The organism is Corallococcus sp. CA041A (assembly GCF_003612075.1).
In the GTDB taxonomy this organism is placed as follows: Bacteria; Myxococcota; Myxococcia; order Myxococcales; family Myxococcaceae; genus Corallococcus; species Corallococcus exiguus.
Map to the genome: position 1 here is coordinate 1 of NZ_RAWF01000104.1, position 25,198 is coordinate 25,198.

Sequence of the window (25,198 nt, forward strand, 5' to 3'; positions counted from 1 at the left end):
GCCCCACCCGCGGTCGCCTGCGACAGGAAGCGCCGCCGTTCGGCATCCACGGAGGGAGCGGCGGGAGCAGGACGAAGCCGGCGCCCCAGAGCGAGCACGGCCCGTCCCAGGTCGACGCCCGCGAGAGCAAGCACCAGACACAGCGCCACGCCCATCCACGAATAGGACACCAGCTCCACGACGTCGCCAGGAGCCTCCGGAAGCGTGCGTTGCAGATACCGCCGCGCAATCAGCACGAGCGTCATGATGCCCAGCACGAGCGCGGCAACGAGCCGGGGCCCACGGCGGGACGTGAGGTTCCACACAAGCCGCCGGAACAGGTACAGGTGCCCGAGCGCGGCACCCAGCGCGATGAGGAGTGAGAACGGAGACAGCGGCATGGGCACAAGCCTCCCGCGCCTCGTGCCCGGGCGCACCTGAATCCGTGCTCGGCCGGCCGCCCGCCGTGAGTCGCTGCCCGGAAGCGGACGACTCCGTCAGCTGTGCTCGTCCCACAGGAAAAAGAGCTCCAGCGCCAGAACCTCGAAGGGCTCGACGTGGACGGTTGCACTTCCGGAATGGAAGCCCACCTGCCTGTAGCCTTCCGCCTCCAACCGGAGCACCTCCAACGTGCGGGGCACCGGATCCAGGAACCAGACATGGCGCACGCCTTCGCGTGCATACACTGGCAGTTTTGCCTGGCGGTCCAGCTTCCGGGTGGACGGCGACAGCACTTCGCAGACCCAATCCGGCGCGAGGCGGGAGGCAGCCCCCCGAGGCGTTTCTGGCAGCCGCTCGCGCCGCCAGCCCGCGATGTCCGGAATCAGGACATCCGTTCCAAAGTGGAGCTCGGGCTCATCCAGGATGAGCCATCCACCGGGCCCGCCGCGCCCCCGGTCGAAGGGACCCGTGAGTTCCGCGCCCAGGTGCGACGCCACGATGAGATGGGGAGCCGCAGGCCGGGGGCTCGCATACAACTCCCCCGCGACAATCTCCCCCACGACCCCCTCCGGGAGCGCCTCCAGGTCCGCATAGGTCGCGGGTTTCTTTCCCATGGATTCCCTCCAGTCCTCGCCGCCCATCACTCTATCCATGACGGGGAGAGGTAGCACGCCCGTCCGACATGACAGGGCACACGTCCGGCGCCCTACCCTACACATCTCCCACGGATTCCCCGTCCAATTCCCTGCCGCGCCTCCACGCGGTGGTTAAGAGGCCCGCGCTTCCTTCCATCTTCACGAAAGGCCCCCTCATGGCCACGCCGCTCCAGGGACGTGAAATCCGCCTGAAGTCCCGCCCGCACGGTGAGCCCACGCCGGACAACTTCGAGTTCGCCACGGTCACCGTCCCGGAACCCGCCGAGGGCCAGGTCCTCGTGCGCAACCACTTCATGTCCGTGGATCCGTACATGCGCGGCCGCATGAACGACGCGAAGTCCTACGTCCCGCCCTTCAAGCTGGGCGAAGTCATGGACGGCGGCAGCGTGGGCCAGGTGATCCGCTCGCGCTCGCCTGACTTCAAGGAAGGCGACTTCGTCGTCGCCGGCACCGGCGGCTGGCGCGAATACGCCGTCGCTCCCGCGAAGCACTACCAGAAGGCCGACCCGTCCGTGGGCCCGCTCTCCGCGTACCTCGGGGTGCTCGGCATGCCGGGCATGACCGCGTACGTGGGCCTGCTCGACATCGGCAAGCCGAAGGCCGGCGACACCGTCTTCGTGTCCGCCGCCGCAGGCGCCGTGGGCGGCGTCGTGGGCCAGATTGCCCGCATCAAAGGCTGCCGCGTGGTGGGCAGCGTCGGCTCGGACGCGAAGGTGAAGCACCTCCGCGATGACCTGAAGTTCGACGCCGCCATCAACTACAAGTCCGCGCCCATCGCCGAGTCCCTGGCCAAGGCCTGCCCGGACGGCATCGACGTCTACTTCGACAACGTGGGCGGCGACCACCTGGAGGCCGCCATCGGCCTGATGAAGAACCACGGCCGCATCGTCCTGTGCGGCGCCATCTCTGTTTACAACGCCACCGCCCCCACGCCCGGTCCGCGCAACCTGGGACTCGCCGTGGGCAAGCGCCTCACCCTCCAGGGCTACATCGTCATGGACCACGCGGACCGCCGGGCGGACTTCCTGCGCGACGTGGGTCAGTGGCTGCGCGAGGGCAAGGTCCAGGACGTCTCCACCATCGTGGACGGCCTGGACAAGGCCCCCGACGCCTTCATCGGCCTGCTGCGCGGCGACAACACCGGCAAGATGCTGGTGCGCCTGGCGAAGGACGCCTGACGCTCGCTGGCCAACGTCGCGAACGAACGCCACCGGACACAGCCGCCGTCTTGCGTCCTGCACCTCTCAGACGCGGGACACAAGACGTGCGGCCTCCGCCGCGTCCGGCACCCTGCACGCCCTTTCGCAGGAGGCAGTGCGGTGACCTCACAGAAGCATCCGGACGCGGTTCGCGTCGACGAGAAGAGCAAGGACCAGCAGCTCGCGAAGGACCGCGCGGAGCCCACGGGCAACTTCCTCACCACGGACCAGGGCATCCGCGTCGAGCACACCGACGACTCGCTCAAGATTGGCGCGCGCGGACCCACGCTCCTGGAGGACTTCCACTTCCGCGAGAAGATGACCCGCTTCGACCACGAGCGGATCCCCGAGCGCGTCGTCCACGCGCGCGGCGCGGGCGCCCACGGCTACTTCCAGGTCTACGAATCCCAGGCGAAGTACACCCGCGCGAAGTTCCTCCAGGACCCGTCCAAGAAGACGCCCGTGTTCGTGCGCTTCTCCACCGTCGCGGGCTCGCGCGGCTCCGCGGACACCGCGCGTGACGTGCGCGGCTTCGCGGTGAAGTTCTACACGGAAGAGGGCAACTGGGACCTGGTGGGCAACAACATCCCCGTCTTCTTCATCCAGGACGGCATCAAGTTCCCGGACATCATCCACGCCGCCAAGCCGGAACCCCACCACGAGATTCCCCAGGCGCAGACGGCGCATGACTCCTTCTGGGACTTCGTGTCGCTCGTCCCGGAAACGATGCACATGATCATGTGGATCATGTCCGACCGCGCCATCCCGCGCAGCTTCCGGATGATGCAGGGCTTCGGCGTCCACACCTTCCGCTTCATCGACGAAAAGAACACCGCGCGCTTCGTGAAGTTCCACTGGAAGCCGCTGCTGGGCACGCACTCGCTCGTCTGGGATGAAGCGCAGAAGCTCGGCGGCAAGGACCCGGACTTCCACCGCCGCGACCTCTTCGAGGCCATCGAGCAGGGCGACTTCCCCGAGTACGAGCTGGGCGTTCAAATCCTGGAGGAGAAGGACGCGCAGGCGCTGGGCGTGGACCTGCTGGACGCGACGAAGCTCATCCCGGAGGAGGTGGCGCCGGTGCAGCCCGTGGGCAAGCTCACGCTCAACCGCAACCCGACCAACTTCTTCGCGGAGACGGAGCAGGTCGCCTTCTGCGTGGCCAACATCGTGCCGGGCATCGACTTCACGGATGATCCGCTGATGCAGGCGCGGCTCTTCTCGTACCTCGACACGCAGCTGACGCGCCTGGGCGGGCCGAACTTCGCGGAGATCCCCATCAACCGCCCGGTGGCGCCGGTGCACAACCACCAGCAGGACGGCTTCGGCCGGCACACGAGCAACGTGGGCCGCGCCAACTACTTCCCCAACTCGCTGGGCGGTGGCTGCCCGTTCCTCGCGGCCCAGCAGCAGGGCGGCTACGTGCACCACCCGGAGCAGGTGAGCGGGAAGAAGGTGCGCGAGCGCGCCGCCTCCTTCAACGACCACTACAGCCAGGCGGCCCTCTTCTTCCGCAGCCTGTCCGAACCGGAGCAGCAGCACCTCATCGACGCGTGCCGCTTCGAGCTGGGCAAAGTCGAGACGAAGGCCATCCAGGAGCGCGTGCTGGAGCACTTCGCGAAGATCGACGCCCTCCTGGTGTCGGCCGTGGCGGAAGGACTGGGCCTGCCCGCGCCCAAGGCCACGCCCGTCACGCCCAAGGGCCCTCCCGCGTCCAAGGCCCTGAGCATGGAGGCCATGAAGCTGGCCACGCCGCCGTCCATCAAGACGCGGAAGATTGGCGTGCTCGTCGCGGACGGCGTGGACGCGGACGAACTGATGGCCCTGCGCAAGGAGTTGGAGTCCCAAGGTGCCCAGCTGAAGGTCATCGCCAAGCGCCTGGGCACGGTGAAGGCCTCCAACGGCAAGGACGTGCCGGTGGACAAGAGCGCCATGACCACCGCCTCCGTGGAGTACGACGGCGTCTTCATCCCCGGCGGCGCCGCGAGCGTGGCCACGTTGAAGAAGGACGGCGAGTCGCGCCACTTCGTGCAGGAGGCCTACCTGCACTGCAAGACGGTGGGCGCGTCCAAGGACGCGGAGGAGCTGCTCAAGGCCTGTGAAATCGACCCGGCCGCGCCCGGCGTCGTCGCGGGCTCCAAGGCAGGGGCCGGCGCGGCGCTGGCCACCGCGTTCGCGAAGGCGCTCGCGAAGCACCGGCACTGGGACCGCAAGGACAACGACCGCGTCCCGGCCTGAGGTCCACTGAGGCGAAGGTCACCGCGTCCGCTGTGACGCGGTGACGCGCCGCCACCCGGCAGGACAGCCCTCGCGCAGCACCCGCGCCGCCGCGAGGGCACAGGCATAGCTGCTCGTGATGGGGCGCTCGCACCAGGCGCCGTCCGCGTACAGCCGCACCGTGGCCGCGTCCTCGACGTGGTCCACGATGTCTCCCTTCCTCAGCGCGTGGGCCATGGCCGCGTCCGCCACCGTCACCACCGACGGCAACCCGGACGGCAGACCCGATACAGGACCCGCGGAGCAGAGCACCAGGCTGCCCTGCTCCACCGCGCGGTCCAGCAGCGCGGTGAGGGGCGCCTCGAAGGCGCGGCCCACGGTGCCCAGGCTCAGGTTGATGAGGTCCGGCCGCACGTCCTGCGTGAGCCACTCCAGCGCTTCCAGCAGGCCCAGCGAATCGCCGCGCATCCGCCCATCCAGCACGCGCGCGACGTACCACTCCACGTCGGCACCGGGACGGCCCTGCTCCATCAGGATGCTCAGCACCGCGGTGCCGTGGCCGTGCGCGTCCTCCAGGTCCTCCAACACGGAGTCGCCGCCGCGCCAGGCCGCCAGCTCCTCACGCGAGTGGACACGGGACTCCAGGCGCCGCGCCTCCCGGTCCACCGTGAAGCTCGCGGCTCCGGCGAGCGACAGCCCCGCCCCGCGAAGGAAGCCTGCCGACACTCCACTGTCCACGATGGCGACCTTCATGGGGGCAGGGCCTTGCGACACGCCTAGCAGGAGCTGCTCGAGTCCTCGCCCACCGGGTACTTGAGCACCGGGAAGTAGGTGCCCACCCACTGGGTACCGCTCCAGGTGTAGTGCTGGCCGTTGAGGTACGACGTCGCGCAGGCGTGGCCCATCAGGTCCTCGGACCCGCTGACTTCCTCCAGCAGCTTCGACACGTCCTTGCTCGTGAACTTCATGGCAACACTCCCGGCGTTGAATTGGGGGGAAAAGCGGGAAGGAGCCTAGGGGGCCAGTGAGCGGGTCGCAATGATGTGGGGCGTCCCTCGCAGGGGAACGCGGCGCCGGACTCGCGAGGGGGTTAGGGTCTGCCGGTCCACCGGTGTGAGAGGTGTCTCGCGATGAAGCTCTGGGCCCGCTGGTTCCGCATTCCCTTCTGGCAGCGAGTGCTGGGCGCCTTCGTGCTGGGAGCGCTCGCCGGATGGGCGCTGGGCGACCGCGCCGGCACGTGGCTCCAGCCGCTGGGCACACTCTACGTCCAGCTGATCCGGATGATCGCTACACCGCTGGTGTTCTTCGCCGTCATCCACGCGGTGTCCGCGCTGCGCGGCCAGAAGAGCGTGGCGGCGCTGGGCGGCCGCACCTTCCTCTGGTTCGCCGTCACCGCCGCGCTCGCCGTGGGCGTGGGCCTGGGCACCGCGGCCCTCACGAAGCCGGGCCTGGGCGTGGGCACGCTCCAGGTGGCCAGCGACTTCAAGCCGCGCCAGGTGCCCGGCCCGGTACAGGTCCTGCTGGACGTGGTGCCCACCAACCCCTTCGCCGCGCTGGCGGAGGGCAAGATGCTCCAGGTCATCTTCTTCGCGGGCCTGCTGGGCTTCGCGCTGGTGAAGCTGGGAGACCGCACCGCGCGTCTGCGGCAGCTCGTGGGCGAGGCCAGCGACGCGATGATTCAGGTCACCCGCTTCGTGCTGGAGCTGACGCCGCTGGGCACCTTCGGCCTCATCGCCGCGCTGGTGGGCACCTACGGCTTCGAGCGCCTGCTGCCCCTGGGCACCTTCGTCCTCACGCTGTACCTCGCGTGCGCGGTGCACGTCGTCTTCGTGTACGGCGGGCTGCTCGCGGCGCACGGGCTCAACCCGCTGCGCTTCTTCCGGGGCGCCGCGCCGGGCATGCAGGTGGCGTTCGTCAGCTCCTCCAGCTTCGCGTCCATGCCGGTGGCCCTGCGCAGCGTCACCCACAACCTGGGCGTCGACCGGGACTACGCGGCGTTCGCGGTGCCCCTGGGAGCATCCATCAAGATGGACGGCTGCGGCGCCATCTATCCGGCGATGACGTCGCTCTTCATCGCCCAATACTTCGGCCTGACGCTGTCCGCGCCCCAGCTCTTCATCATCCTGCTGGCGTCCGTGCTGGGCAGCTTCGGCACCGCCGGCGTGCCCGGTACGGCGGTGGTGATGACCACCGTCGTCCTCAGCTCCGCGGGGTTGCCCCTGGAGGGGCTGGGCTACCTGCTGGCCATCGACCGGGTGCTGGACATGATGCGCACCCTCACCAACGTCACCGGCCAGATGCTGGTGCCCGTCCTGGTGGCCCGCGAGGAGGGCCTCCTGGACCTGGCCGTCTACAACCGCGCGTCCAGCAACGTGGGGCTGGAGGAGCCCCCGTCGCCGGCCGCCTGAGCGCTACTTGCAGGTCGTCACTTGCAGGTCTTCGGCGGCATCGAGTCGATCCAATCCGCGACGAGCTGCGCGCCCTCCGCGTGGTGAATCGTGCGGCCAATCTGCGGCATCATCTTGCCGGACTCCTCAGTGTGCAGCCGGTACCAGAGGATGGACTCCGCGTGGTTGCCGGGGACGATGTCGAACTCGCCGCCCACGCCCGCGCCCGCTGAGCCCGGGCGCTTGCACTCGCCCAGTGAGAACAGGCTGGTGTTGTCGAAGTTGAGGAACAGCTGGCTGGTGATGCCCGCCGTCCCGTTCGGGTTGTGGCAATGCGCGCAGTTGATGTCCAGGTACGTGCGCGCCCGCGTGTCCAGGTTCGCCGACTGCGGGTCGAACGCGTCCGGCGCCTTCGGCAGCTCCGCCTGGGCGGGCAGCCCGTCCAGCTTGCCCAGCGACGCCAGGTACTCCAGCTGGTCGCGCTCCACGCCTCCGTAGGTGTTCGTGCGGTGCAGGTAGCGCGCCTTCACACCAATGGGGTGCATCACCTGGTCGCCCTTCTCATCCACCAGGTGGTGGCACTGCTGGCACTGGTTCTTCTGTGGCACCGAGTACCGGAACGACCGGGTCTCCCCCTCCAGGTCGATGAACGTCACGTCGCGCACGCGGCCGCCGGGGACCATCGTGGCCTCCGTCTGCTCCGCGTTCCAGACGTACGGCCACGCCTCCCAGCCGGAGGGCTGGCGCACCAGGACGCGCGTCTCGATGACCCGCACGTCCTGGTCCGGTTTCCGCAAGTCCGCCGGGAAGGCGAACGTCTTCGTGATGAGCGTCCCCACCGGCAGGTCCAGCGCGTCCACAGGCGCGTAGTGCGCCGTCTTGCCGGGGGGGATGTAGAGGGTGCGTGACTTGACCGCGTAGTCGGAGAACAGCGGGGTGGACAGGGTGTAGGGCACGTTGCCCTCCACCGGGATGAGCCCCCCGTCCGCCGGGCTTCCGGTGAACAGCCCGAAGCCCGACAGCACGCTGGGGATGGCCAGCGGCGGCCCCGCGTCCACGGGCCCCGCGTCCGGAACGCCCGCATCGAGCGTTCCGGCATCCATCCCCGCGTCAGGTTCACCCGCGTCCGGAACCCCCGCGTCCCCCGTTCCGGCATCCACGGTCCCCGAGTCGGGTGTGGGCCCGGGGCCTTCCGGGTCGGAGGAACCGCAGGCCGCCAGCGTCAACGCCAGCAGCACCACGGAGAGACGAGGGCTCACGAACGACGTCCACATGGGTGTCACGCTCCCTGACCTCGGTTACGGCTTGATGAAGTCGCCAATCGTCAGCGCGGGGCTGAAGCCCGAGCAGTTGAACTCCGCCTTCGTGGCCGGGTAGTGCCGCGTGAGGGCCCACCCGCCCGCGAAGTTGCCCGTGGCCGCGGCCGCACCCGCCGCCACCAGGTCCAGGTCCGCGATGGCGTTGACGGTGCCCGAGGGCAGCGTGTTGTCGGCGAAGCAGATGTTGATGGGGTTCAGCTCCGTGCGGGCATGGCCGTAGGGGTCCACGCCGTCCCACACCAGGTGCTCCACGCCCTTCGCGCCCTGCGTCTCGCCGTAGGTGTAGAGCGCCGCCAGGGCCGCGCCCAGGGGCCGCAGCTGCGGGCTCAGGTTGCCGTTGTCCACGTTGTCGCCGCTGCCACCCTGGAAGGTGTTGCCGTGGATGTAGACGTCCGAGCTCGCGAAGTTGAAGCCGCCCGCTTCCCACAGCGCGACGTCGTCCTCGATGGTGAGGCCGCTCAGCACCGCCACGTCCACCGTGTTGTTGTTGCCCCAGGTGTTGCCCGTCAGCTCCACGCGGCGCGACGCCAGCATGAACGTGCCCGTGCCCGCCGGCACCTGCGACACCGTGCTGCTGCTGGCCGCGACGGAGGCGAAGTTGTGCCGGTTGTTGCCGGTGATGATGTTGTTCTTCACCCGGATGTCCGTCCCCATGATGGGGTTGCCCGGCAGGTCGAACACCACCAGGCCCGTGGTGTTGTCCTGGGCCGTGTTGCCCAGCACGTAGGCGTACTTCGTGTTCTCGATCTCGATGCCCGCCACGTTCTGCTTCGCCACGCTGTTGCGCACGACGGCGTATTCCGTCTGGCCCACGTAGATGCCCGCGTCCGCGGCGTTGTACGCCTCGCATTCATCGATGAGGACGTACTTGGACTTCACCGGGTACAGGCCGTACTTGCCGTTGCTCTCCTTGTCGGCCTCCGCCCACTCCGTGCGCACGCGGCGCATGATGACGTCGATGGAGGACTCCACGCGGATGGCGTCCTTCTTCGCGTTCCACACCGCCAGGTCGCTCACCGTGAAGAGATTGCCCACCACGTCCAGGCCGTTGGAGTTCGCCGCGGCGTTGGTGAACACCAGCACCGTGCTGCTCGCCCCGCCGGTGCCCTCGCCCTTCGTGCCCTTGCCCGCACCCACCAGCGTGATGCCGTTCTGGCGGATGGTGATGGCGTTGTCGAAGGTGTACGTGCCCGCCGCCAGATTGATGGTGGTGCACTCGGCCATGGTGTTCACCTGGTCCTGGAGCGCCTCCTCCTGGCCCGGTGCGAAGTTCAGCGTCGCCTGGGCCTTGCCCTCGCAGGAGAAGGTCCCCGCGCTGCCGCCGTCCCAGGGGATGCCCGTGTCCACGCTTCCCGCGTCGCTGCCGGCGTCCGTGTTCGTGCCCGCGTCCGTGTTCGTACCCGCGTCCACTTTCACGCCCGAATCCGGCGTCTTGTCGTCGTCATCCGAGCAGGCGGTCAACGAGAGGGCCCCCACCAGGGCCAGAACGGTCGCGCGCGTAGCGCGGGTCCACTGCAAACGGGGCATGTCGTTCCTCCGCGAGGCCGCTCCGCATGGGCCACGGGGAAGCGCCCGCGGCCCGCGAAGCAGCGGGAAGGCGGCATGCTCGGAGCAAAGACACACTGGCGACAAGCACAAGTTTCACGTTTGTGTTTTGACGCGGCGCCCCTTCAGTCACGCTCAAAAAAGCACGCGCACGCGGTAAGCCTATCGTCCGCAATGTGTCCGGAATGCGAATGACGCACGGCCCCATGACAGGCGCGCGGTCAGGCCCGTGGGCGAGGACACCGCGCTCCCCGCAGCCGACCCGCGCGGTCATCTTGAGAAGGAGGTCGCGGCGCGGTTCCCCTCTCCCGCGACGGAAAGAACGAGGACGCCCATGCGCACTGGAACCCTGGTGACCCTGGTGGTGGCGCTCGCGTCAGGTCCGGCCCTGGCGCAGCAGGACGAAGCGATGACTGCCCCGGGAGGCAATGACTCGCAGAACCTGGATGACCGGCAATCACTGACAAGCGATTCCGGCGACGGCACCTTCTGGAACAATTACTGGTATCAGCCGCCCGCGGAGAGCGGGTTCCAGCAGCCCCTCGCCGGCTCGTATCAACTCGAGCAGCCGATGGCCGGCTCGTACCAACTGCAGCAGCCGCTCGTTGGCACGTACCAACTCCAGCAACCGCTCATCGGCACGTATCAACTCCAGCAACCGCTCAACGGGACGTACCAGCTCCAGCAGCCGCTGAATGGGACGTACCAGCTCCAGCAGCCGCTCATCGGCACGCAGCAGCAGCGCCCGCCGATGCATGGGCCGGGCGCCACGCGGGTGCGCTGAGCCCTTCGCGCCACCTACCGCCGGGCGTTGAAGGTGTCGCACGCCTCCAGCGTCCCCTGCTCCAGGCCGCGCTTGAACCAGGTCATGCGCTGCGCGGCGGAGCCATGGGTGAAGGACTCGGGGACGACGTAGCCCCGGGCGCGCTTCTGGAGGGTGTCGTCGCCCACGGCGCTGGCGGCGCCCAGGCCCTCCTCCACGTCCCCCTGCTCCAAGATGTTCCGCTCCTTCTGCGCGTGGTGGGCCCAGATGCCGGCGAAGCAGTCCGCCTGGAGTTCCGTCAGCACGGAGAGCTGGTTGGCCTGCTCCTCGCTCGTGCGGTTGCGCAGGGACTGCACCTTGCGGGAGACGCCCAGCAGGTTCTGCACGTGGTGCCCCACCTCGTGCGCGATGACGTACGCGCGGCCGAAGTCACCCGGCGCGCCGAAGCGGCTCTCCAGCTCGTCGAAGAAGCTCAGGTCCAGGTACACCTTCTGGTCGCCCGGACAATAGAAGGGCCCCACCGCGCTCTCCTGCATGCCGCACGCGGACTGCACCGCGTCCGAGAAGAGCACCAGCCGCGGCTGCACGTAGCGCACGCCCTGGGGCTCCAGCAGGCCGGGCCAGGTGTCCTCGGTGTCCGCGAGCACGACGGAGGCGAAGTCCTTCAGCTTCTCCTGCTGCGGATCCACGTTCCCGGAGCCGCCCGTGCCCGGTTGCGAATACGGGGAGGTGCGCGTGCCAATCTGCACGTCGGACGGGTCGCCGCCCAGCAGCATCACCAACAGGGCCACCACCAGTGACGCGGCGCCACCGCCCACCGCGAGCGGGCGTCCGAAGCCACCACCCCGCCGGTCCTCGATGTTCGAGCTGCGACGTCCGCCTTCCCACCTCATCCTGTTCCCCCTGTCGCGTGAAGACGCTTTCGAGGACCAAGGTAGGCAGCGGGCCCTCCGTCAGCGACGGTGCGGGCCCGGAGCAGCCAGATGCCAGGAGGTCCGCAGGGCAGGCGGGCGGACGAGCCCCTACTTGATGGGAGAGAAGCCGACCGCCCCAGAGGCCACGCGCGCGGCGGTGCCCAGGCGCTCCATCAAGGTGGGACCAAAGTACTGGCGCCGGGATTCGCCCTGCCCTTCGCGCACCTTCTCAGGCGTGTCCAGGTAGCCCACGTAGCCGTTGGCGAGCCCCAGCACGTGCGTCGCCCCGGTGAGGTCCGCCAGCGCGCGGCCCGCGCCCACGGTGGGCTCTCCCGGGATGGACAGCAGCTCCAGGGGCCCCAGCGCCAGCGCATCCACCTCCGCCTCGCGCGGTGACGAAGCGCACAGGAAGTTGTCCCCCGCCGCGCGGGTGAAGGCGGGCACCAGCCGCGAAGAGTCCGGCCGGGGCAGCGCCGTCTGGACTCGCGCGAACGCCAGCCGCACCGGCTCCGTCACGGACGCCGGGGCAGCGCCGTCCGCCAGCGCCGACAGCTTGCGAGCGAAGCCCAGGGCGCGCTCGGGGCCCTGGCCCTCGTTGAAGGCCACGGTCGCATTGCCCTCGCTGCCCTGCACGAACAGCGTGACGCCACTGCCCGCCTCCTCGCGCAGCGCGCTCAGCCGGCCCGGGAAGTCTGGATCCAACAGTGTCCGCTGCCGGCCCAAGAGCGTGGCGTGCCCGGCGAACACCAGCACCTCCGCCACGGGCCCCTCCGCTCCGCGCAACACGGCTCGCGTGAGCTGGCCGTCCGGGACATCCCCACCGGAGCGGGAATAGACGAGCTCCGCGTCCGCCGCGCCGCCCACCTCCAATGTCACGTCCTTCATGGAAGCCGCGGCCTTCTCCAGCGCCTCGCTCGCGCCTTCCACCACCGCGTTCGCGGACGCCTCCCGGTAGCGCCCCGTGCCGGAGAGCTGGGCCGCCCACCGCGCGTCGTAGCCTCCAAACGAGGAGTGCGTGTGCGTGGCCACCACCAACACCTCCTTCACCCCGGCCTTCGCCGCGCGCTCGCGCACCCGCGCCGTGATTTCCGGCGTCACCAGGAGCAGCTCCAGCGACACCACGCCCACGCGCGCGCCACCGGCCTCCAGCACCAGGGCCCTCGCATGGAGGGGGAGCTCGGCCTGGCTCGCCTCGGGCCGGGGTGGGACGTAGCCCGCCACCACCACCGGATAGGGCGGGGAGAGGGCCACCTTCGCCGCGCCCGCGCGCAGAGGACCTTCGCCACGCACCTGTGACAGCACCTCGGGCGTGCGCTCCTCCCACCTCCCACACCAGTTCCAGGAGGCGAGCGCGTAGGCGGCCCCGGCCGTTAGCAAGGCGAAGGGCAGCAAGGGGCGGAGGAAGGAGCGCCGGGAAGAGGACATGCCGGAGGCAGCGTAACCCCTCGGCGCTTCCAGGCGGCTCCTACCTTTCGGGCAACGGTGCCTTGCCTGGCCTACAAGGGCCGACGTCGGCTGATGGTGGAATACCCACCTTCAAGGCGTGCGTTCCTGTTCCGCTTCGCGGTCGAAAGGGGTAAGGCAGCGCGCCATGTGCGGCATCTTCGGAATCGTGGGTCACGGAGAGGCGTCCAACCTGACGTACCTGGGGTTGCACGCCCTGCAGCACCGCGGACAGGAGTCCGCCGGAATCGTCGCGTCCGACGGGCACGTCCTGCGCGCGCACCGGCAGATGGGCCTGGTCGCCGACATCTTCACCGCGCCGGTGATTGAAGGGCTCCCCGGCAAGGCGGCCATCGGCCACGTGCGCTACAGCACGGCGGGTGGCAGTGGCATCAAGAACGCCCAGCCCCTGTTCGTGAACTACGCGGGCGGCCAGTTCTCCATCGCGCACAACGGCAACCTCGTGAACGCGGTGGAGCTCAAGGCGGAGCTGGAGTCGGAGGGCGCGCTCTTCCAGTCGGACGCGGACACGGAGGTGGTGATGCACCTCCTCGCCCGCTCCAAGCAGCCCACCTTCGAGGCCCGCCTCGTGGAGGCGCTGCGCCGGGTGGAGGGCGCGTACAGCATCCTGCTCCTCACCGAGGACAAGCTCATCGCGGTGCGCGACCCCTACGGCTTCCGGCCGCTGGTGCTGGGCAAGATGAAGGAAGGCGCCTACGTGCTCGCCAGCGAGACGACGGCGTTGGATCTCATCGAAGCGGAGATCGTCCGCGAGCTGGAGCCGGGCGAGCTGGTCGTCATCGAGAACGGCGTGCTGCGCTCCAGCATGCCGTTCAAGCCCGCGCCCCGGCTGGGCCGCTGCATCTTCGAGCACGTCTACTTCGCCAAGCCGGACTCGGTGCTCTTCGGCAGCAGCGTCTATGAAGTCCGCAAGCGCCTGGGCGTGCAGCTGGCGCGCGAGCAGCCCGCGGAGGCGGACCTGGTCATCGCGGTGCCGGACTCCGGCGTGCCCGCGGCCATCGGCTTCTCGCAGGCGAGCGGCATCCCCTACGACGTGGGCCTCATCCGCAGCCACTACGTGGGCCGCACCTTCATCGAGCCGCAGCAGTCCATCCGCCACTTCGGCGTGAAGCTGAAGCTGTCCGCCGTGCGCCAGGTGCTCAAGGGCAAGCGCGTGGTGGTGGTGGACGACTCCATCGTGCGCGGCACCACCAGCCGCAAGATCGTGAAGATGCTCAAGGCCGCGGGCGCAGTGGAGGTGCACCTGCGCATCTCGTCGCCGCCCACGCAGTGGCCCTGCTACTACGGCATCGACACGCCCAGCCGCACGGAGCTCATCGCGGCCAGCCACACCACGGAGGAAATCGCGAAGTACGTGACGGCGGACTCCCTGGGCTACCTATCGCTGGAGGGCCTGGGCACCGCGGTGGACGACCCGAAGCGGAGCACCTACTGCACCGCGTGCTTCTCCGGGCAGTACCTCACCGACAAGCTGTCCCAGAGCGCGGGTGCCACCAAGCTCAGCGCCTGAGATGTCAGCCGCGCCTTCGGGCCGGCCCGGGCTCGCCCAGGCGGAGCGGCAGTTCGTCCGCTCCGTCGTCGCGGGCCTGGTGTTGTTGGGCGCGGTCGCCGTCGCGGGACCGCTGCTCTCCTACCGCGGTGACGTGGCCGTGGCCCGTGCGGAGTTCCAGTCCCGCATGACGCGCGAGGCCCGCGTCTACGCGGAGGCGCTGGGCCTGCACCTGAAGCTGCTCCAGACGGAGCTCCTGCGCGTGTCCGAGGGCGTGGGCCCGGACGTGAAGCGCGAGCTGCCCACGGAAGACCTCCAGGACCTCACCACGCCCCGCGCCGGCCTCTTCCACGCGGGCGTGATGGTGCTGGACGCGCAGGGCAAGCTGCGCTGGAGCGACCCGCCGCTCGACGAGGCGCAAGCCCAGGACGGCTTCGCCACGCGTCCCTGGTTCCAGCAGGTGCTCGCGCGCCAGACGTCGGTGGTGGACGCCATCGCGCCGGGCGCGTCCCTCTTCGTCGTCGCGGTGCCGGTGGTGCGCGCGGGACAGACGACCGCGGTGCTCGCGGGCCTGCTGGACACGGGGACGGCGCTGCCGGGCGGGCGGCCCCTGAGCAACGACCTGGAGCTGCTCGTCCTCAACGCCTCGGGAGACCTCTTCCTGCCGAGCGCGCCGCCCTCGTGGGCCAACGTGTCACGCGCGTCCGGAGAGCTGCGCGACTTCATCCGCGAGGGCGTCCGGCCCCCGTCGCTAGACGCGATGCCGGAGACCTTCCTCACCGCCACGCCCGTGCCCGGCACGGGGCTGCACCTGGTGCTCGCCGCGGACGAGACCGCGCTCCTGTCCGGCCTGCGCGACCGCTTCCTCGTGCAGCTGCTGGTGCTGGCGCTGCTCCAGGTAGGCACGCTGGTGCTCTTCACCGTCCACTGGCGCCGCGTCTACGGCCTGTTCCGCGAGGTGGAGACACGCTCCGCGCAGCAGGAGAAGATGGCCGCGCTGGGCAGCGCCGCCAGCCTCATCGCGCACGAGGTGAAGAACTCCCTCAACGGCCTCAAGGCCGCCACCGGCCTCGTCTCTACGGAAGGTGAGGGCGGGCTCGTGGTGCGCACGCTGCACGGGCAGATTGACCGGCTGGCGCACCTGGCCACGTCGCTGCTCAACTTCGGCAAGCCGCCCGTCGTGCGCCGCGTGGACGTGAACCTGTCCCAGTTGGTGCGTGACGTGGTGGAGGGCCTGCGCTCGCTGCCGGAGGCGGGGGAAGTGCGAGTGGACGTGGACGTGCCCCCGGACGCGGCGCCCCTGTCGTGCGACCCGTTGCTGCTCACCACCGCGCTGGACAACCTGGTGCGCAACGCGATGGAGGCCACGGTGGCGGCCAAGGACCTGGGCAAGGTGACAGAGCCCCAGGTGCGCGTGCGCGCCCACCTGGACGCGGACGCGGCGGTGGTGACGGTGGAGGACAACGGGGGCGGGCCACCGCCGGGCGTGCAGGAGCACCTCTTCGAGCCCTTCCACACCTCCAAGCCCAAGGGCATCGGCCTGGGGCTGGCCATGACGCGACAGGCGCTGGAGCATCAGGGCGGACAGCTCACCTTCGAGCGCCTTCCCGACGGCAGCCGCTTCCTCCTCCACCTTCCCCGAGTGCCCCGGCCATGAGCCTCCCCGTCCTCTTGGTGGATGACGACCGAGCCTTCTCCTCCATCGCGGCGGTGGCGCTTCAGCGCGAGGGCTTCAGCCTCACGGTGGCGCACTCGCTGCACGAGGCCCGCGCGTCGTTGGCGAAGACCACGCCCGTGCTGTTGGTGTTGGATCGCCGCCTGCCGGATGGAGACGGGCTCACGTTCCTGCCTGAGCTGAAGGCGCACGCGCCCGGCGTGGCGGTGGTGATGGTGACGGCGCACGGAGACATCGCCAGCGCGGTGGACGCGGTGCGAGCGGGCGCGGCGGACTACCTGGCCAAGCCCGTGGAGCTGGCCGACCTGGTGCTGCGAGCGCGCCGGGCCGTGGACGCGAGCCGTTTGAGGGACCGGTTGGAGACGGCGGAGGCGGAGCTGTCCGGCCGCCGCCGGCTGGTGCCCCCCACGTCCGCCGCCATGCAGCGGGTGTTCGCGATGCTGGAGCGCATCGCCGCGTCGCCGCGAAGCCCGGTGCTGCTGCTGGGCGAGACGGGCGTGGGCAAGGAGCAGCTCGCGAGGCACCTGCATGCGCTCGCGTCGAAGGACGGGGGCGCGCCCTTTGTGCACATCAACTGCGCGGCACTGCCCGAGCAGACGGTGGAGAGCGAGCTGTTCGGCCACGAGAAGGGCGCCTTCACGGACGCGCGCACCGCGAGGCGCGGCCTGGTGGAGGTGGCCCACGGCGGCGTGCTCTTCCTGGATGAAGTGGGCGAACTGCCGCTGCCGCTCCAGGCGAAGCTGCTCACGTTCCTGGACTCGGGGAGGTTCCGCCGGCTGGGTGGTACGACGGAGCAGACGAGCACCGCGCGCATCGTGGCCGCCACCAACCGGGACCTGCCCAAGCAGATGTCGGGCGGCAACTTCCGAGAGGACCTCTGGTTCCGCCTGGGCGTGTTCCGCATCGATATCCCGCCGCTGCGAAAGCGGCGCGAGGACATCCTCCCGCTGGCGGAAGGGATGCTCGCGGACCTGGGCCGCGAGCTGGGCCGGCGCGACGTGAGCCTGGGCGTGAAGGCCCGCGCGAGGCTCGCGGCGTATGCGTTCCCGGGCAACGTGCGCGAGCTGCGCAACATCCTGGAGCGGGCGCTGGTGCTGGAGTCCGGACCGGAGCTGGAGCTGGAGGTGCTTGGCGGCACGCCCTCCGTGAGCGCCGCGGTGAAGGTGGAGGCACCCGCCGCGGTGGCGCCGGGAGCCTTCAGCGTGACGGAGCCCGTGCCCATGGAGGACCTGGAGCAGGCGTACGTGCGCTGGGTGCTGGAGCGGCTGGGCGGCCGGCGCATGGAGGCGGCGAAGGCGCTCGGGCTGTCCTATCCGACCTTCCTCAAGCGTCTGGGTGACACCTGAAGCGATTTGCAGTGCCCGCGATGAAAGGATTTTGAAGTCGCGGGCGCTGAAAGGATTTTGAAGTCGCGCGGCGTTGCATCCGCGCGGATTTGCTGGGGCCAGGCCGGGCACACGGCTTGCGATGGGGCTCCTCCGGATTCTCACCGGAGCCTGCCGCTTGCGCCGTTCCCTCCCCGCACTCATCGCCCTGGGCACCCTGCTCGGTCTCACCGCCGGTGCCGAGCAGCGCCCCACGTCCTCCTCCACGCTGCTGCTCTCCACCCTGCCGGACGACGACGGTCTGGCGGAGCTCCTCTGGGAGCACTCCGCCGACTTCGCGGACGACCGCGCCCGCCTCGCGGCGTCGCGAGCGGATCACCAGCGCACGCACCTGCTGCCCAATCCGGAGCTGGACGTGTCGATGAACACCATCCCCATCGGCGCCACGAACCCGCCGGGCCTGCGCCGCCTGGACGACGTGCCCAACTACGTCGTGGGCCTGTCGGAGCTGGTGGAGCTGGGCAAGCGGGGCCCGCGTCAGGACGCGGCGAAGGCGGCGCTGTCCGCCACCACGTTGGACGTGCACGCCGCGCTGAGGGCTCGCACGTACGACGTCCTGGAGCGAGCAGCGGACGTGGCCACCCTGGAGGTGCGCATCGCGGAGCTGACGAAGCTCACCGACGACGCGCTGAAGCTCACGGACCTGCAACGCGCCAGGCAGCAGCACGGCGACGCCGCGGGTCTGGACGTGGACCGCTCCACGTTGGAGGCGCAGTCGTTGGAGACGTCGCTGGGAGAGGAGCGGGTGAAGCTCACGGACGCGCTGCTCGCCTGCGCGCAGCTCGCGGGCATTCCGTGTGAGCCGTTCGGAAACCACGAGCGGGCGATGTCCTTCCTCCAGGCGAGGCTCGACAAGGCGCCCGCCCCCGCCGCCATCGAAGCAAGACCGGACCTGCGAGCCCTGAGCGCGCAGGAGGACTCCGCACGGTCCTCGCTGACGTTGGCGCAGCGCCGCTGGATTCCGGATCCGACGGTGCGAGCTGGCTACACGCGAGACCAGTTCATGATCTCCGGCAACCAGAAGAACTCCCTCTTCGTGGGCCTGTCGATTCCGCTCCCCCTCTTCGACCACGGACAGGCGGACGCGCACGCCGCCAGCGCGAGCGCCCAGTCCGCGAGGACCGCGCGAGAGCTGCTCACGGCCCAGGCCTCGCGGGAGACGGACGTCCTGAACCAGCAACTGCGAGCGGTGCAGGAGCGCAGGCAGAAGCTCCACACGCAAACGCTGCCGCTGGCCGAAGGCGTGGTGCAGCGCCTGGACGCGGCGGTGAAGGCAGGAGGCGCGGCGCTGCAGGACCTGCTCCTCGCGCGCCGGACCTACGGCGAGCTGGTGCTGCACGCGGCCGACCTGGATCAGACCGCCTACCGACTCACCATCGCCATCGCCCGGACCAGCGCCGCCGGTCCGCGCGCACCGGACGCGATGACCAACCCCCGCTCCTGATGACGGCAGGCGCATTCCCCCGCTCCTGCCTCCGCTCCTCGAAGCACGAACACCGCCCTGCCCGCCCTGACGAGCCGTCCCATTCCGCGTGAGCCCCACGCGATCCCTCCCGCTTTCCAGAAAGCCCCCGCATGAACACCCCCGACACCGCCGCTGCTCCGACGTCCAGCACCACTCCATCCCGCCGAACCACGGTCTGGATGGCCTTCGCGGGAGCGGGCCTGCTGGGCACCGGTGTGCTGCTCTACGTGCTGGCCCCCACCGACTCCATCGCGGAGAGCGAGACCGCCATCAGCGGCCCCACCGTGAAGGGCGAAACGGTGCACCTGCCGGACGGCGCACCGCAGTGGCACTACGTGCAGCTGGCCGTAGCCACCGAGGGCAGCGCCCTCACCCCACTCCCCTCACCCGCACGAGTGCAGTTCGACGAGGCACGCACCGCCTCCGTGGGAGCGCCGCTCGCGGGCCGAGTGGAGGAAGTCCGCGTGCGTCCCGGAGACCGCGTGAAGCAGGGTGACGACCTCTTCAGCGTGCGCTCTGGAGCCTTCGCGGAGCTCGTACGCGAACAGCGCGGCGCGGAAGCCGAGCTCGCGGAGAAGCGCCGCAACGCGGACCGCCTCAAGGAGCTGGTGGCCCTGCGAGCCGCCCCGGAGAAGGAGCTCCTCGCCGCGCAGACGGAGCTGCGTCAGGCCGAACTCTCCCTGGAGGCCGCGAAGGCGAAGCAAGGCAGCCTCCGCGTGTCCTCGCGAGGCGAGAACCTCTTCTGGGTGACGGCGCCGCGCTCCGGCACGGTGGTGGACCTGGACATGGCCGCCAGCCAGGAGGTGACGCCGGACCGCGACAAGCCGCTCGTGCGCCTGTCGGACCTGGATCAAGTCATGGTCGTCGCGGACCTCCAGGAGGCGGACGCGATGGACATGTCCCCCGGCCAGGACGTCACGGTCACCACGCGAGACGGCATCGTCCGTGCCGGCAAGGTGGACCGCGTCGCCGAGGTGGTGGATCCGCTGCGCCGCACCGTGGAGGTGCGCGTGCGAGTCCCCAACAACGACCGCCGCTTCCGCCCCAACGCCTTCGTGGAGGTGACGCCCACGCCGCCCGAAGGCGTCAAGCGCGTGCGGGTCCCTGACAGCGCGGTGGTGACGGACGGAGCGCGCTCGGTGGTCTTCGTCGCCCGTGACTCGAACCGCCTGGAGCGGGTCGCCGTGACGCCGGGCCGCCGCCGCGACGGAGAGGTGGAGCTGCGCGGAGGCCTCGCCTCCGGAGACCGGTTCGTCGCCCGGGGCGCGCTGCTGCTGGAGAACCAGATCGAACTGGCGGACTGAAGTCCCCACGACGGAACGAAAGACGCCCATGTTCGAAAAGCTCGTCGACTTCAGTCTGAAGAACCGCGCGGCGGTGGTGTTCCTCACGCTGCTCACCGCCATCTGGGGCTGGTTCTGCTTCACCGACCTCACCGTGGAAGCCTTCCCGGATCCCACGGACACCCAGGTCAACGTCATCACGCTCTACCCGGGCCAGCCGTCCGAAGAGGTGGAGCGCCAGATTGGCCTCCCGCTGGAGCGCGCCCTCAACGGCATCCCGGGCCTGACGCGCCTGCGCAACCTCTCCATGTTCGGCCTGTCGTTCGTGACGCTGAGCTTCAACGACAACACCGACGTGCTCTTCGCCCGAGCCCAGGTGCTGGAGCGCCTGCGCGACGCGGAGCTGCCGGAGGGACTCACGCCCTCCCTGGGCCCGCTGGCCACGCCCATCGGAGAGATCTACCGCTACACGCTCAAGGGCGCGAAGGGCGACCCGATGAAGCTGCGCACCCTCCAGGACTGGGTGGTGCGGCCGGGCCTCTTGCGAGTGGATGGCGTCGCGGACGTCGTCAGCTACGGAGGCCTCCTCAAGGAGATCCACATCCAGCCGGATCCCGTGAAGCTCGCGGCGTTCGGCCTCACGTTGGATGACGTGGAGGACGCGCTGAAGGACGGCTCGGAGAACGCGAGCGGCGGCGTGCTGGAGCGAGGCTCCGAACAGTTCGTCATCCGCAGCGAGGGCCTCTTCCGCTCGCTGGACGACATCCGCGACGTGCGGGTGGCCACGCACGAAGGCACGCCCGTGTTCCTCAAGGACGTGGCGGACGTGAACGAGGGCTGGTCCCCTCGCCAGGGCGTGGTCAGCCGCGACGGCGACGGTGACGTGGTGCAGGGCATCGTGCTGATGCGCCGGGGAGAGAACCCCTCCGTGGTGCTCTCCCGCGTGCGCGACGCGGTGACCGCGGTGAACGGCCGCCTCCAGACGGACGACGCTCACATTGATCCGTTCTACGACCGCACGGACCTGGTGAACACGACGTTGCGCACGGTGGGCCACAACCTGCTGGAGGGCGCGCTGCTCGTCACGCTGGTCCTCTTCATCTTCCTGTTGGACCTGCGGGCCGCCATCGTCGTGGGCGTCCTGATTCCCCTCTCGCTGCTGGCGTCGTTCATCTACCTGAAGATGCGAGGCATGTCGGCGAACCTGCTGTCCATGGGCGCGGTGGACTTCGGCGTCATCGTGGACGGAGGCGTGGTCATCATCGAGAGCATCCTGGCGCGCATGTCCGGCCACCAGTACGAGGGGGAAACCCCGCTCGAACGCATCCAGCGCGCGACGAAGGCGGTGGTGCGCCCCACGGTGTTCTCGCTGCTCATCATCATCGCGGCGTACCTGCCCATCTTCATGTTGCAGCGGGTGGAGGGCCGCATCTTCGCGCCCATGGCGAACACGGTGGTGGCTGCGCTGTTGGGCGCGCTCGTCTTCTCCGTCACGCTCATCCCGGTGCTGGCGTCGTTCGTCTACCGCAAGCCGGTGAAGCACAGGGAATCACCGGTGCTGCGAGCCGCGGACAAGGCCTACGGCCCCGTGCTGACCTGGAGCCTCAAACACCCGGGCACCGTGGTCGCGGTGTGCACGGCGGGCCTGCTCTTCGCGGGAGCGCTCGTCCCGCGCATGGGCAGCGAGTTCCTCCCAGCGCTCAACGAAGGCAGCCTCTACCTGACCTTCACCATGCCCTCGAACATCTCCCTGTCGGAGGGCCGCAAGCTGGTGCCGCGAATCGAAGGCCTGCTGCGCGCGGCGCCGCAGGTGGACGGAGTGCTCAGCCAGTTGGGCCGCCCGGAGGACGGCACCGACGCGAAGCTCACCAACAACCTGGAGTTCTTCGTGAAGCTCAAGCCACCCGCCGAGTGGCCCAAGAGCACGCCCAAACTGGACGACGTGCTGGAGGTCCTCCAGCGCTCCGTGTCGGAGGTCCCGGGCATGGAGGTGAGCTTCAGCCAGCCCATTGGCGACAACGTGAACGAGAGCATCAGCGGCCAGCAGGGCCAGCTCGCGGTGAAGCTCTTCGGTGACGACCTCCAGGTGCTCCAGGAGTATTCGCAGAAGGTGAAGCGCACGCTGTCGAAGGTGGACGGCGTCGCGGACCTGGGCATCGTGAAGAGCGGTGAGGTGCCCAGCATCCAGGTGACCCCGGACCGCGTAGCGCTGGCCCGCCATGGCATGTCGCTGGGAGACTTCCAGCACGTCTTCCAGACGGCGGTGGGCGGCCGGCCGCTCAGCGAGTTCTGGGAGGGCGAGCGCCGCTTCGACGTGGTGATGCGCCTGCCCATGTCCAGCCGGGACGACGTGGAGAAGATCTCCCACCTGCGGGTGCCCGTGGAGGGAGGCGTGCTGGTGCCGCTGAACGAGCTGGCCAAGGTGAAGACGGGTTTCGGCCGGGCCTCCATCAACCGCGAGAACGGTCGGCGTTACATCGGCGTGCGCATGAACGTGCGAGGCCGGGACCTGGGCTCCTTCGTGAAGGACGCGCAGGCGCTGCTCCAGAAGGAAGCCCCGCCTCCCGCGGGAATGAGCGTCGAATGGGGCGGAGAGTTCGAGAGCAAGGAGCGCGCGATGGACCGGCTCCTCACCGTGCTGCCGGTGGCGCTGGTGCTCACGCTGCTGCTGCTCTTCAAGGCGTTCAACTCCTTCGGCCGCGCGGTGGTGACGCTGCTCAACGTGCCCTTCGCGCTGATGGGAGGCGTGTTCGGCCTGTACTGGGCGGGCATGCCACTGAGCGTGGCGGCGGCGGTGGGCTTCATCGCGCTCATCGGACAGGCGGCGCTCAACGGAGTGTTGGTGATGAGCGCCATCGCGGAGCGGAGGGAGGCGGGAGAGTCGCTGGACGACGCCATCCTCCACGGAAGCCGCGAACGCCTGCGCCCTGTGCTGATGACGGCAGCGCTGGCGGCGCTGGGCCTCGTGCCGGCGTGCTTGAGCAACGGCATCGGCTCGGAGATGCAGAAGCCCCTGGCCATCGTCATCGTGTCCGGAACCATCTCCGCCTGCGCACTGACGCTGGTGCTGTTGCCGGTGCTCTTCCGCATCTTCGCCCGCTTCACGGAGCAGGTCGTGGACCGGATGCCCGAGCAACTGTTGCGCGTGGTGCCCGGAGCGAAGAACCTCCGCAAGGCAGGCTGATGGAGGTTCACGGAGTCCCATGACGACCTGGAAGAGTGGAGTCTGTGAAGCGAACGGCATCGACCTCCACTATCTCCGGACGGGAGGCGCCAAACCTCCCGTCGTCCTGCTCCATGGATTGATCGGGAGCGGCGCCTGCTGGACTCCCGTGGCGCGCGGGCTCGAAGGTGAATTCGATGTCGTCATGCCCGACGCCCGAGGGCACGGCGGTTCGAGCGCGCCGCGCCACGGCTACCAGTACGACGAACACGCAAGCGACGTCGTGGGACTCATCCAAGGCCTGGAGCTCTCGCGTCCGGTGCTGCTGGGCCACTCGATGGGTGGGATGACCGCCGCGGTGGTCGCAAGTCGAGGGACGGCGGGCCTCCGCGGCGTCATCCTGGTCGACCCGACGTTCTTGAGCCCCGAGCGCCAACGCGAGGTGCACGCCAGCGACGTCGCCGAACAACACCGCCGGACCCTCGGCTTCAGCAAACCTGAGCTCGTTGCCCAGGCCCGAGCCCGGCAGCCGCATCGTTCGCCCGAGCTCATCGAGCATCTCGCCGAGGCGAGACTGAAGACCCGCACGGAAGCCTTCGACGTCCTCACGCCGCCCAACCCCGAGTATCGCGAAGTGGTGAGCGCGATTGACGTCCCCATTCTCCTCGTCATCGGGGACAGCAGCCCCGTCGTCACGCTCGAGATGGCAACGGAGCTGCGGAGCCTCAACCCACGCCTGCGAATCGAACAGATACAGGACGCCGGCCACGGCCTCCCGTATGACCAACCCGAGCGCCTGGCGGAGGTGGTCGCGTCGTTCCTGCGTGAACTGGCCGGGCCGATCAACTCCCGGCGATGAAGTCCTTCAAGTCATCGGGAAGCGGCGACGCGAAGGTGACGGACTCCCCGGTGCCCGGGTGCGGGAACGTGATGCGCTCCGCGTGAAGCGCATGGCGCGGCAACCGCAGCCGGTCCCACGCCTCCGGCTCCAGCGAGTGCTTGCTGAACCGGTCGAAGTAGCCCGGGTCCGGCCCGTACATCTTGTCGCCCACCAGCGGAAAGCCCGCCTCGCGCAGGTGGATGCGAATCTGATGCTGCCGTCCCGTCTCCGGAAAGCAGCGCAGCAACGTGAACGGCGCGCCGCCATGAGTGAAGCGCTGAAGCACCTGGAAGCGCGTACGACTGGGCTTGCCCACCACCGGGTCGATGCGCACGGCGATGCGGATCAGGTCCGTACCCTCCGCGATGGGCGCATCCACGACGAATGTGTCCTCGGAAGGCTGGCCCTCGCACAGCGCCAGGTACTCCTTGTGCACATCGCGCGACAGGAACAGTCCGCCCAGCACACGGCAGGACTCGGTGGTGCGGCCACACACCACCAGCCCGCTCGTCTCGCGGTCCAGCCGGTGCGCGGGCTCCGCGAAGCGCTCACCGAAGCGCTCGCGCAGGAGCGTCACCAGCGTGCCCTTGTGGTAGCGCGCGGTGGGGTGGATGGGCAGCCCCGCCGGCTTGTCCAACACCAGCAGCCAGTCATCGGAGAAGACGACGGGCAGCTCCGTGGGCGTCACGGGCTCCTGGCTCGCGGGGCGGCGGATGCGGAAGGTGAGCCCCGGGTACACGGGCGTGGAGGGCTTGAGCCGGTACTCGTCGCACAGGACGCCGCGCAGGATGATGCCCCGCACGCGCTCCAGGCCCATGCGGCGGATCTTCTCGCAGAGGTACCGGTCCAACCGCCACCCCGCGTAGTTCGGCTCCACGACGAACGGGATGTCGACGTAGCCGTCGGGCACGGCCGGAGCGCTCTCGGAGTCTTCACGCATGGCGGACCCGACGCTCTACCACGCTTTGAAACACGAA

The 25,198-nt window shown here is 69.6% G+C and carries 19 protein-coding genes and 1 pseudogene; 11 read left to right on the forward strand and 9 right to left on the reverse strand.

Annotated elements, in window-relative coordinates; all coding sequences use genetic code 11:
• Both D7V77_RS19695 and D7V77_RS19700 read right to left on the reverse strand, forming a co-directional pair.
• Positions 1 to 380: pseudogene (locus D7V77_RS19695) on the reverse strand (metallophosphoesterase); the annotation flags it as partial.
• Positions 381 to 476: 96 nt separating this feature from the next.
• Positions 477 to 1,034: a Uma2 family endonuclease gene (locus tag D7V77_RS19700; protein WP_120577857.1), complete on the reverse strand. Its 558-nt coding sequence runs from the start codon at positions 1,032 to 1,034 to the stop codon at positions 477 to 479.
• A 197-nt stretch (positions 1,035 to 1,231) separates the two neighbouring features.
• Here D7V77_RS19700 and D7V77_RS19705 point away from each other — a divergent pair, with 197 nt between their 5' ends.
• Entirely contained in the window at positions 1,232 to 2,254 is a 1,023-nt protein-coding gene (locus tag D7V77_RS19705; protein WP_120577834.1) for an NADP-dependent oxidoreductase, read from the forward strand.
• Positions 2,255 to 2,395: 141 nt separating this feature from the next.
• Positions 2,396 to 4,510 (forward strand): catalase, encoded by a 2,115-nt coding sequence (locus D7V77_RS19710; protein WP_120577835.1) that lies wholly within the window; start codon positions 2,396 to 2,398, stop codon positions 4,508 to 4,510.
• A gap of 18 nt (positions 4,511 to 4,528) precedes the next feature.
• On the opposite strand, the gene D7V77_RS19715 is transcribed toward D7V77_RS19710, so the two are convergent.
• Both D7V77_RS19715 and D7V77_RS19720 read right to left on the reverse strand, forming a co-directional pair.
• Positions 4,529 to 5,242 carry a S8/S53 family peptidase gene (locus D7V77_RS19715; protein ID WP_120577836.1) on the reverse strand — a complete coding sequence of 238 codons (714 nt, stop codon included), beginning with the start codon at positions 5,240 to 5,242 and terminating at the stop codon, positions 4,529 to 4,531.
• Between the two features lie 23 nt (positions 5,243 to 5,265).
• Complete coding sequence (locus D7V77_RS19720) at positions 5,266 to 5,457, reverse strand: hypothetical protein (protein ID WP_120577837.1); 192 nt, start codon at positions 5,455 to 5,457, stop codon at positions 5,266 to 5,268.
• Between the two features lie 162 nt (positions 5,458 to 5,619).
• Here D7V77_RS19720 and D7V77_RS19725 point away from each other — a divergent pair, with 162 nt between their 5' ends.
• On the forward strand, positions 5,620 to 6,897 hold the full coding sequence (locus D7V77_RS19725) for a dicarboxylate/amino acid:cation symporter (protein WP_120577838.1): 1,278 nt from the start codon (positions 5,620 to 5,622) through the stop codon (positions 6,895 to 6,897).
• Positions 6,898 to 6,914: 17 nt separating this feature from the next.
• On the opposite strand, the gene D7V77_RS19730 is transcribed toward D7V77_RS19725, so the two are convergent.
• Entirely contained in the window at positions 6,915 to 8,135 is a 1,221-nt protein-coding gene (locus tag D7V77_RS19730) for an SO2930 family diheme c-type cytochrome (protein WP_233597115.1), read from the reverse strand.
• 39 nt (positions 8,136 to 8,174) lie between these two features.
• Positions 8,175 to 9,722: a parallel beta-helix domain-containing protein gene (locus D7V77_RS19735; RefSeq protein WP_120577840.1), complete on the reverse strand. Its 1,548-nt coding sequence runs from the start codon at positions 9,720 to 9,722 to the stop codon at positions 8,175 to 8,177.
• Positions 9,723 to 10,074: 352 nt separating this feature from the next.
• On the opposite strand from D7V77_RS19735, the gene D7V77_RS19740 reads away from it, so the two are divergent.
• Positions 10,075 to 10,524 carry a hypothetical protein gene (locus D7V77_RS19740; RefSeq protein WP_126934126.1) on the forward strand — a complete coding sequence of 150 codons (450 nt, stop codon included), beginning with the start codon at positions 10,075 to 10,077 and terminating at the stop codon, positions 10,522 to 10,524.
• 14 nt (positions 10,525 to 10,538) lie between these two features.
• On the opposite strand, the gene D7V77_RS19745 is transcribed toward D7V77_RS19740, so the two are convergent.
• Both D7V77_RS19745 and D7V77_RS19750 read right to left on the reverse strand, forming a co-directional pair.
• A complete protein-coding gene (locus tag D7V77_RS19745; protein WP_120577842.1) occupies positions 10,539 to 11,396 on the reverse strand; it encodes a neutral zinc metallopeptidase in 858 nt (285 codons plus the stop codon).
• 129 nt (positions 11,397 to 11,525) lie between these two features.
• Complete coding sequence (locus D7V77_RS19750) at positions 11,526 to 12,842, reverse strand: neutral/alkaline non-lysosomal ceramidase N-terminal domain-containing protein (protein ID WP_120577843.1); 1,317 nt, start codon at positions 12,840 to 12,842, stop codon at positions 11,526 to 11,528.
• A 166-nt stretch (positions 12,843 to 13,008) separates the two neighbouring features.
• Between D7V77_RS19750 and purF the strand changes: the two genes are divergently transcribed.
• The 7 genes from purF (at position 13,009) to D7V77_RS19785 (ending at position 24,200) form a co-directional block, all read left to right on the forward strand.
• Complete coding sequence (purF, locus tag D7V77_RS19755) at positions 13,009 to 14,391, forward strand: amidophosphoribosyltransferase (protein WP_233597116.1); 1,383 nt, start codon at positions 13,009 to 13,011, stop codon at positions 14,389 to 14,391.
• 1 nt (position 14,392) lies between these two features.
• Positions 14,393 to 16,027: a sensor histidine kinase gene (locus D7V77_RS19760; RefSeq protein WP_211486912.1), complete on the forward strand. Its 1,635-nt coding sequence runs from the start codon at positions 14,393 to 14,395 to the stop codon at positions 16,025 to 16,027.
• Complete coding sequence (locus tag D7V77_RS19765; RefSeq protein WP_120577846.1) at positions 16,024 to 17,391, forward strand: sigma-54 dependent transcriptional regulator; 1,368 nt, start codon at positions 16,024 to 16,026, stop codon at positions 17,389 to 17,391. The genes D7V77_RS19760 and D7V77_RS19765 overlap by 4 nt, the downstream gene beginning before the upstream one ends.
• Positions 17,392 to 17,548: 157 nt before the next feature.
• A complete protein-coding gene (locus D7V77_RS19770; RefSeq protein WP_120577847.1) occupies positions 17,549 to 18,874 on the forward strand; it encodes a TolC family protein in 1,326 nt (441 codons plus the stop codon).
• Positions 18,875 to 19,005: 131 nt separating this feature from the next.
• On the forward strand, positions 19,006 to 20,199 hold the full coding sequence (locus D7V77_RS19775) for an efflux RND transporter periplasmic adaptor subunit (RefSeq protein ID WP_120577848.1): 1,194 nt from the start codon (positions 19,006 to 19,008) through the stop codon (positions 20,197 to 20,199).
• 28 nt (positions 20,200 to 20,227) lie between these two features.
• Positions 20,228 to 23,362 carry an efflux RND transporter permease subunit gene (locus D7V77_RS19780; protein WP_120577849.1) on the forward strand — a complete coding sequence of 1,045 codons (3,135 nt, stop codon included), beginning with the start codon at positions 20,228 to 20,230 and terminating at the stop codon, positions 23,360 to 23,362.
• Positions 23,363 to 23,381: 19 nt separating this feature from the next.
• On the forward strand, positions 23,382 to 24,200 hold the full coding sequence (locus D7V77_RS19785) for an alpha/beta fold hydrolase (protein WP_120577850.1): 819 nt from the start codon (positions 23,382 to 23,384) through the stop codon (positions 24,198 to 24,200).
• On the opposite strand, the gene D7V77_RS19790 is transcribed toward D7V77_RS19785, so the two are convergent.
• Positions 24,184 to 25,161: an RluA family pseudouridine synthase gene (locus D7V77_RS19790; protein WP_120577851.1), complete on the reverse strand. Its 978-nt coding sequence runs from the start codon at positions 25,159 to 25,161 to the stop codon at positions 24,184 to 24,186. The two genes, D7V77_RS19785 and D7V77_RS19790, sit on opposite strands and share 17 nt — an antisense overlap.
• Positions 25,162 to 25,198: the final 37 nt, after the last annotated feature.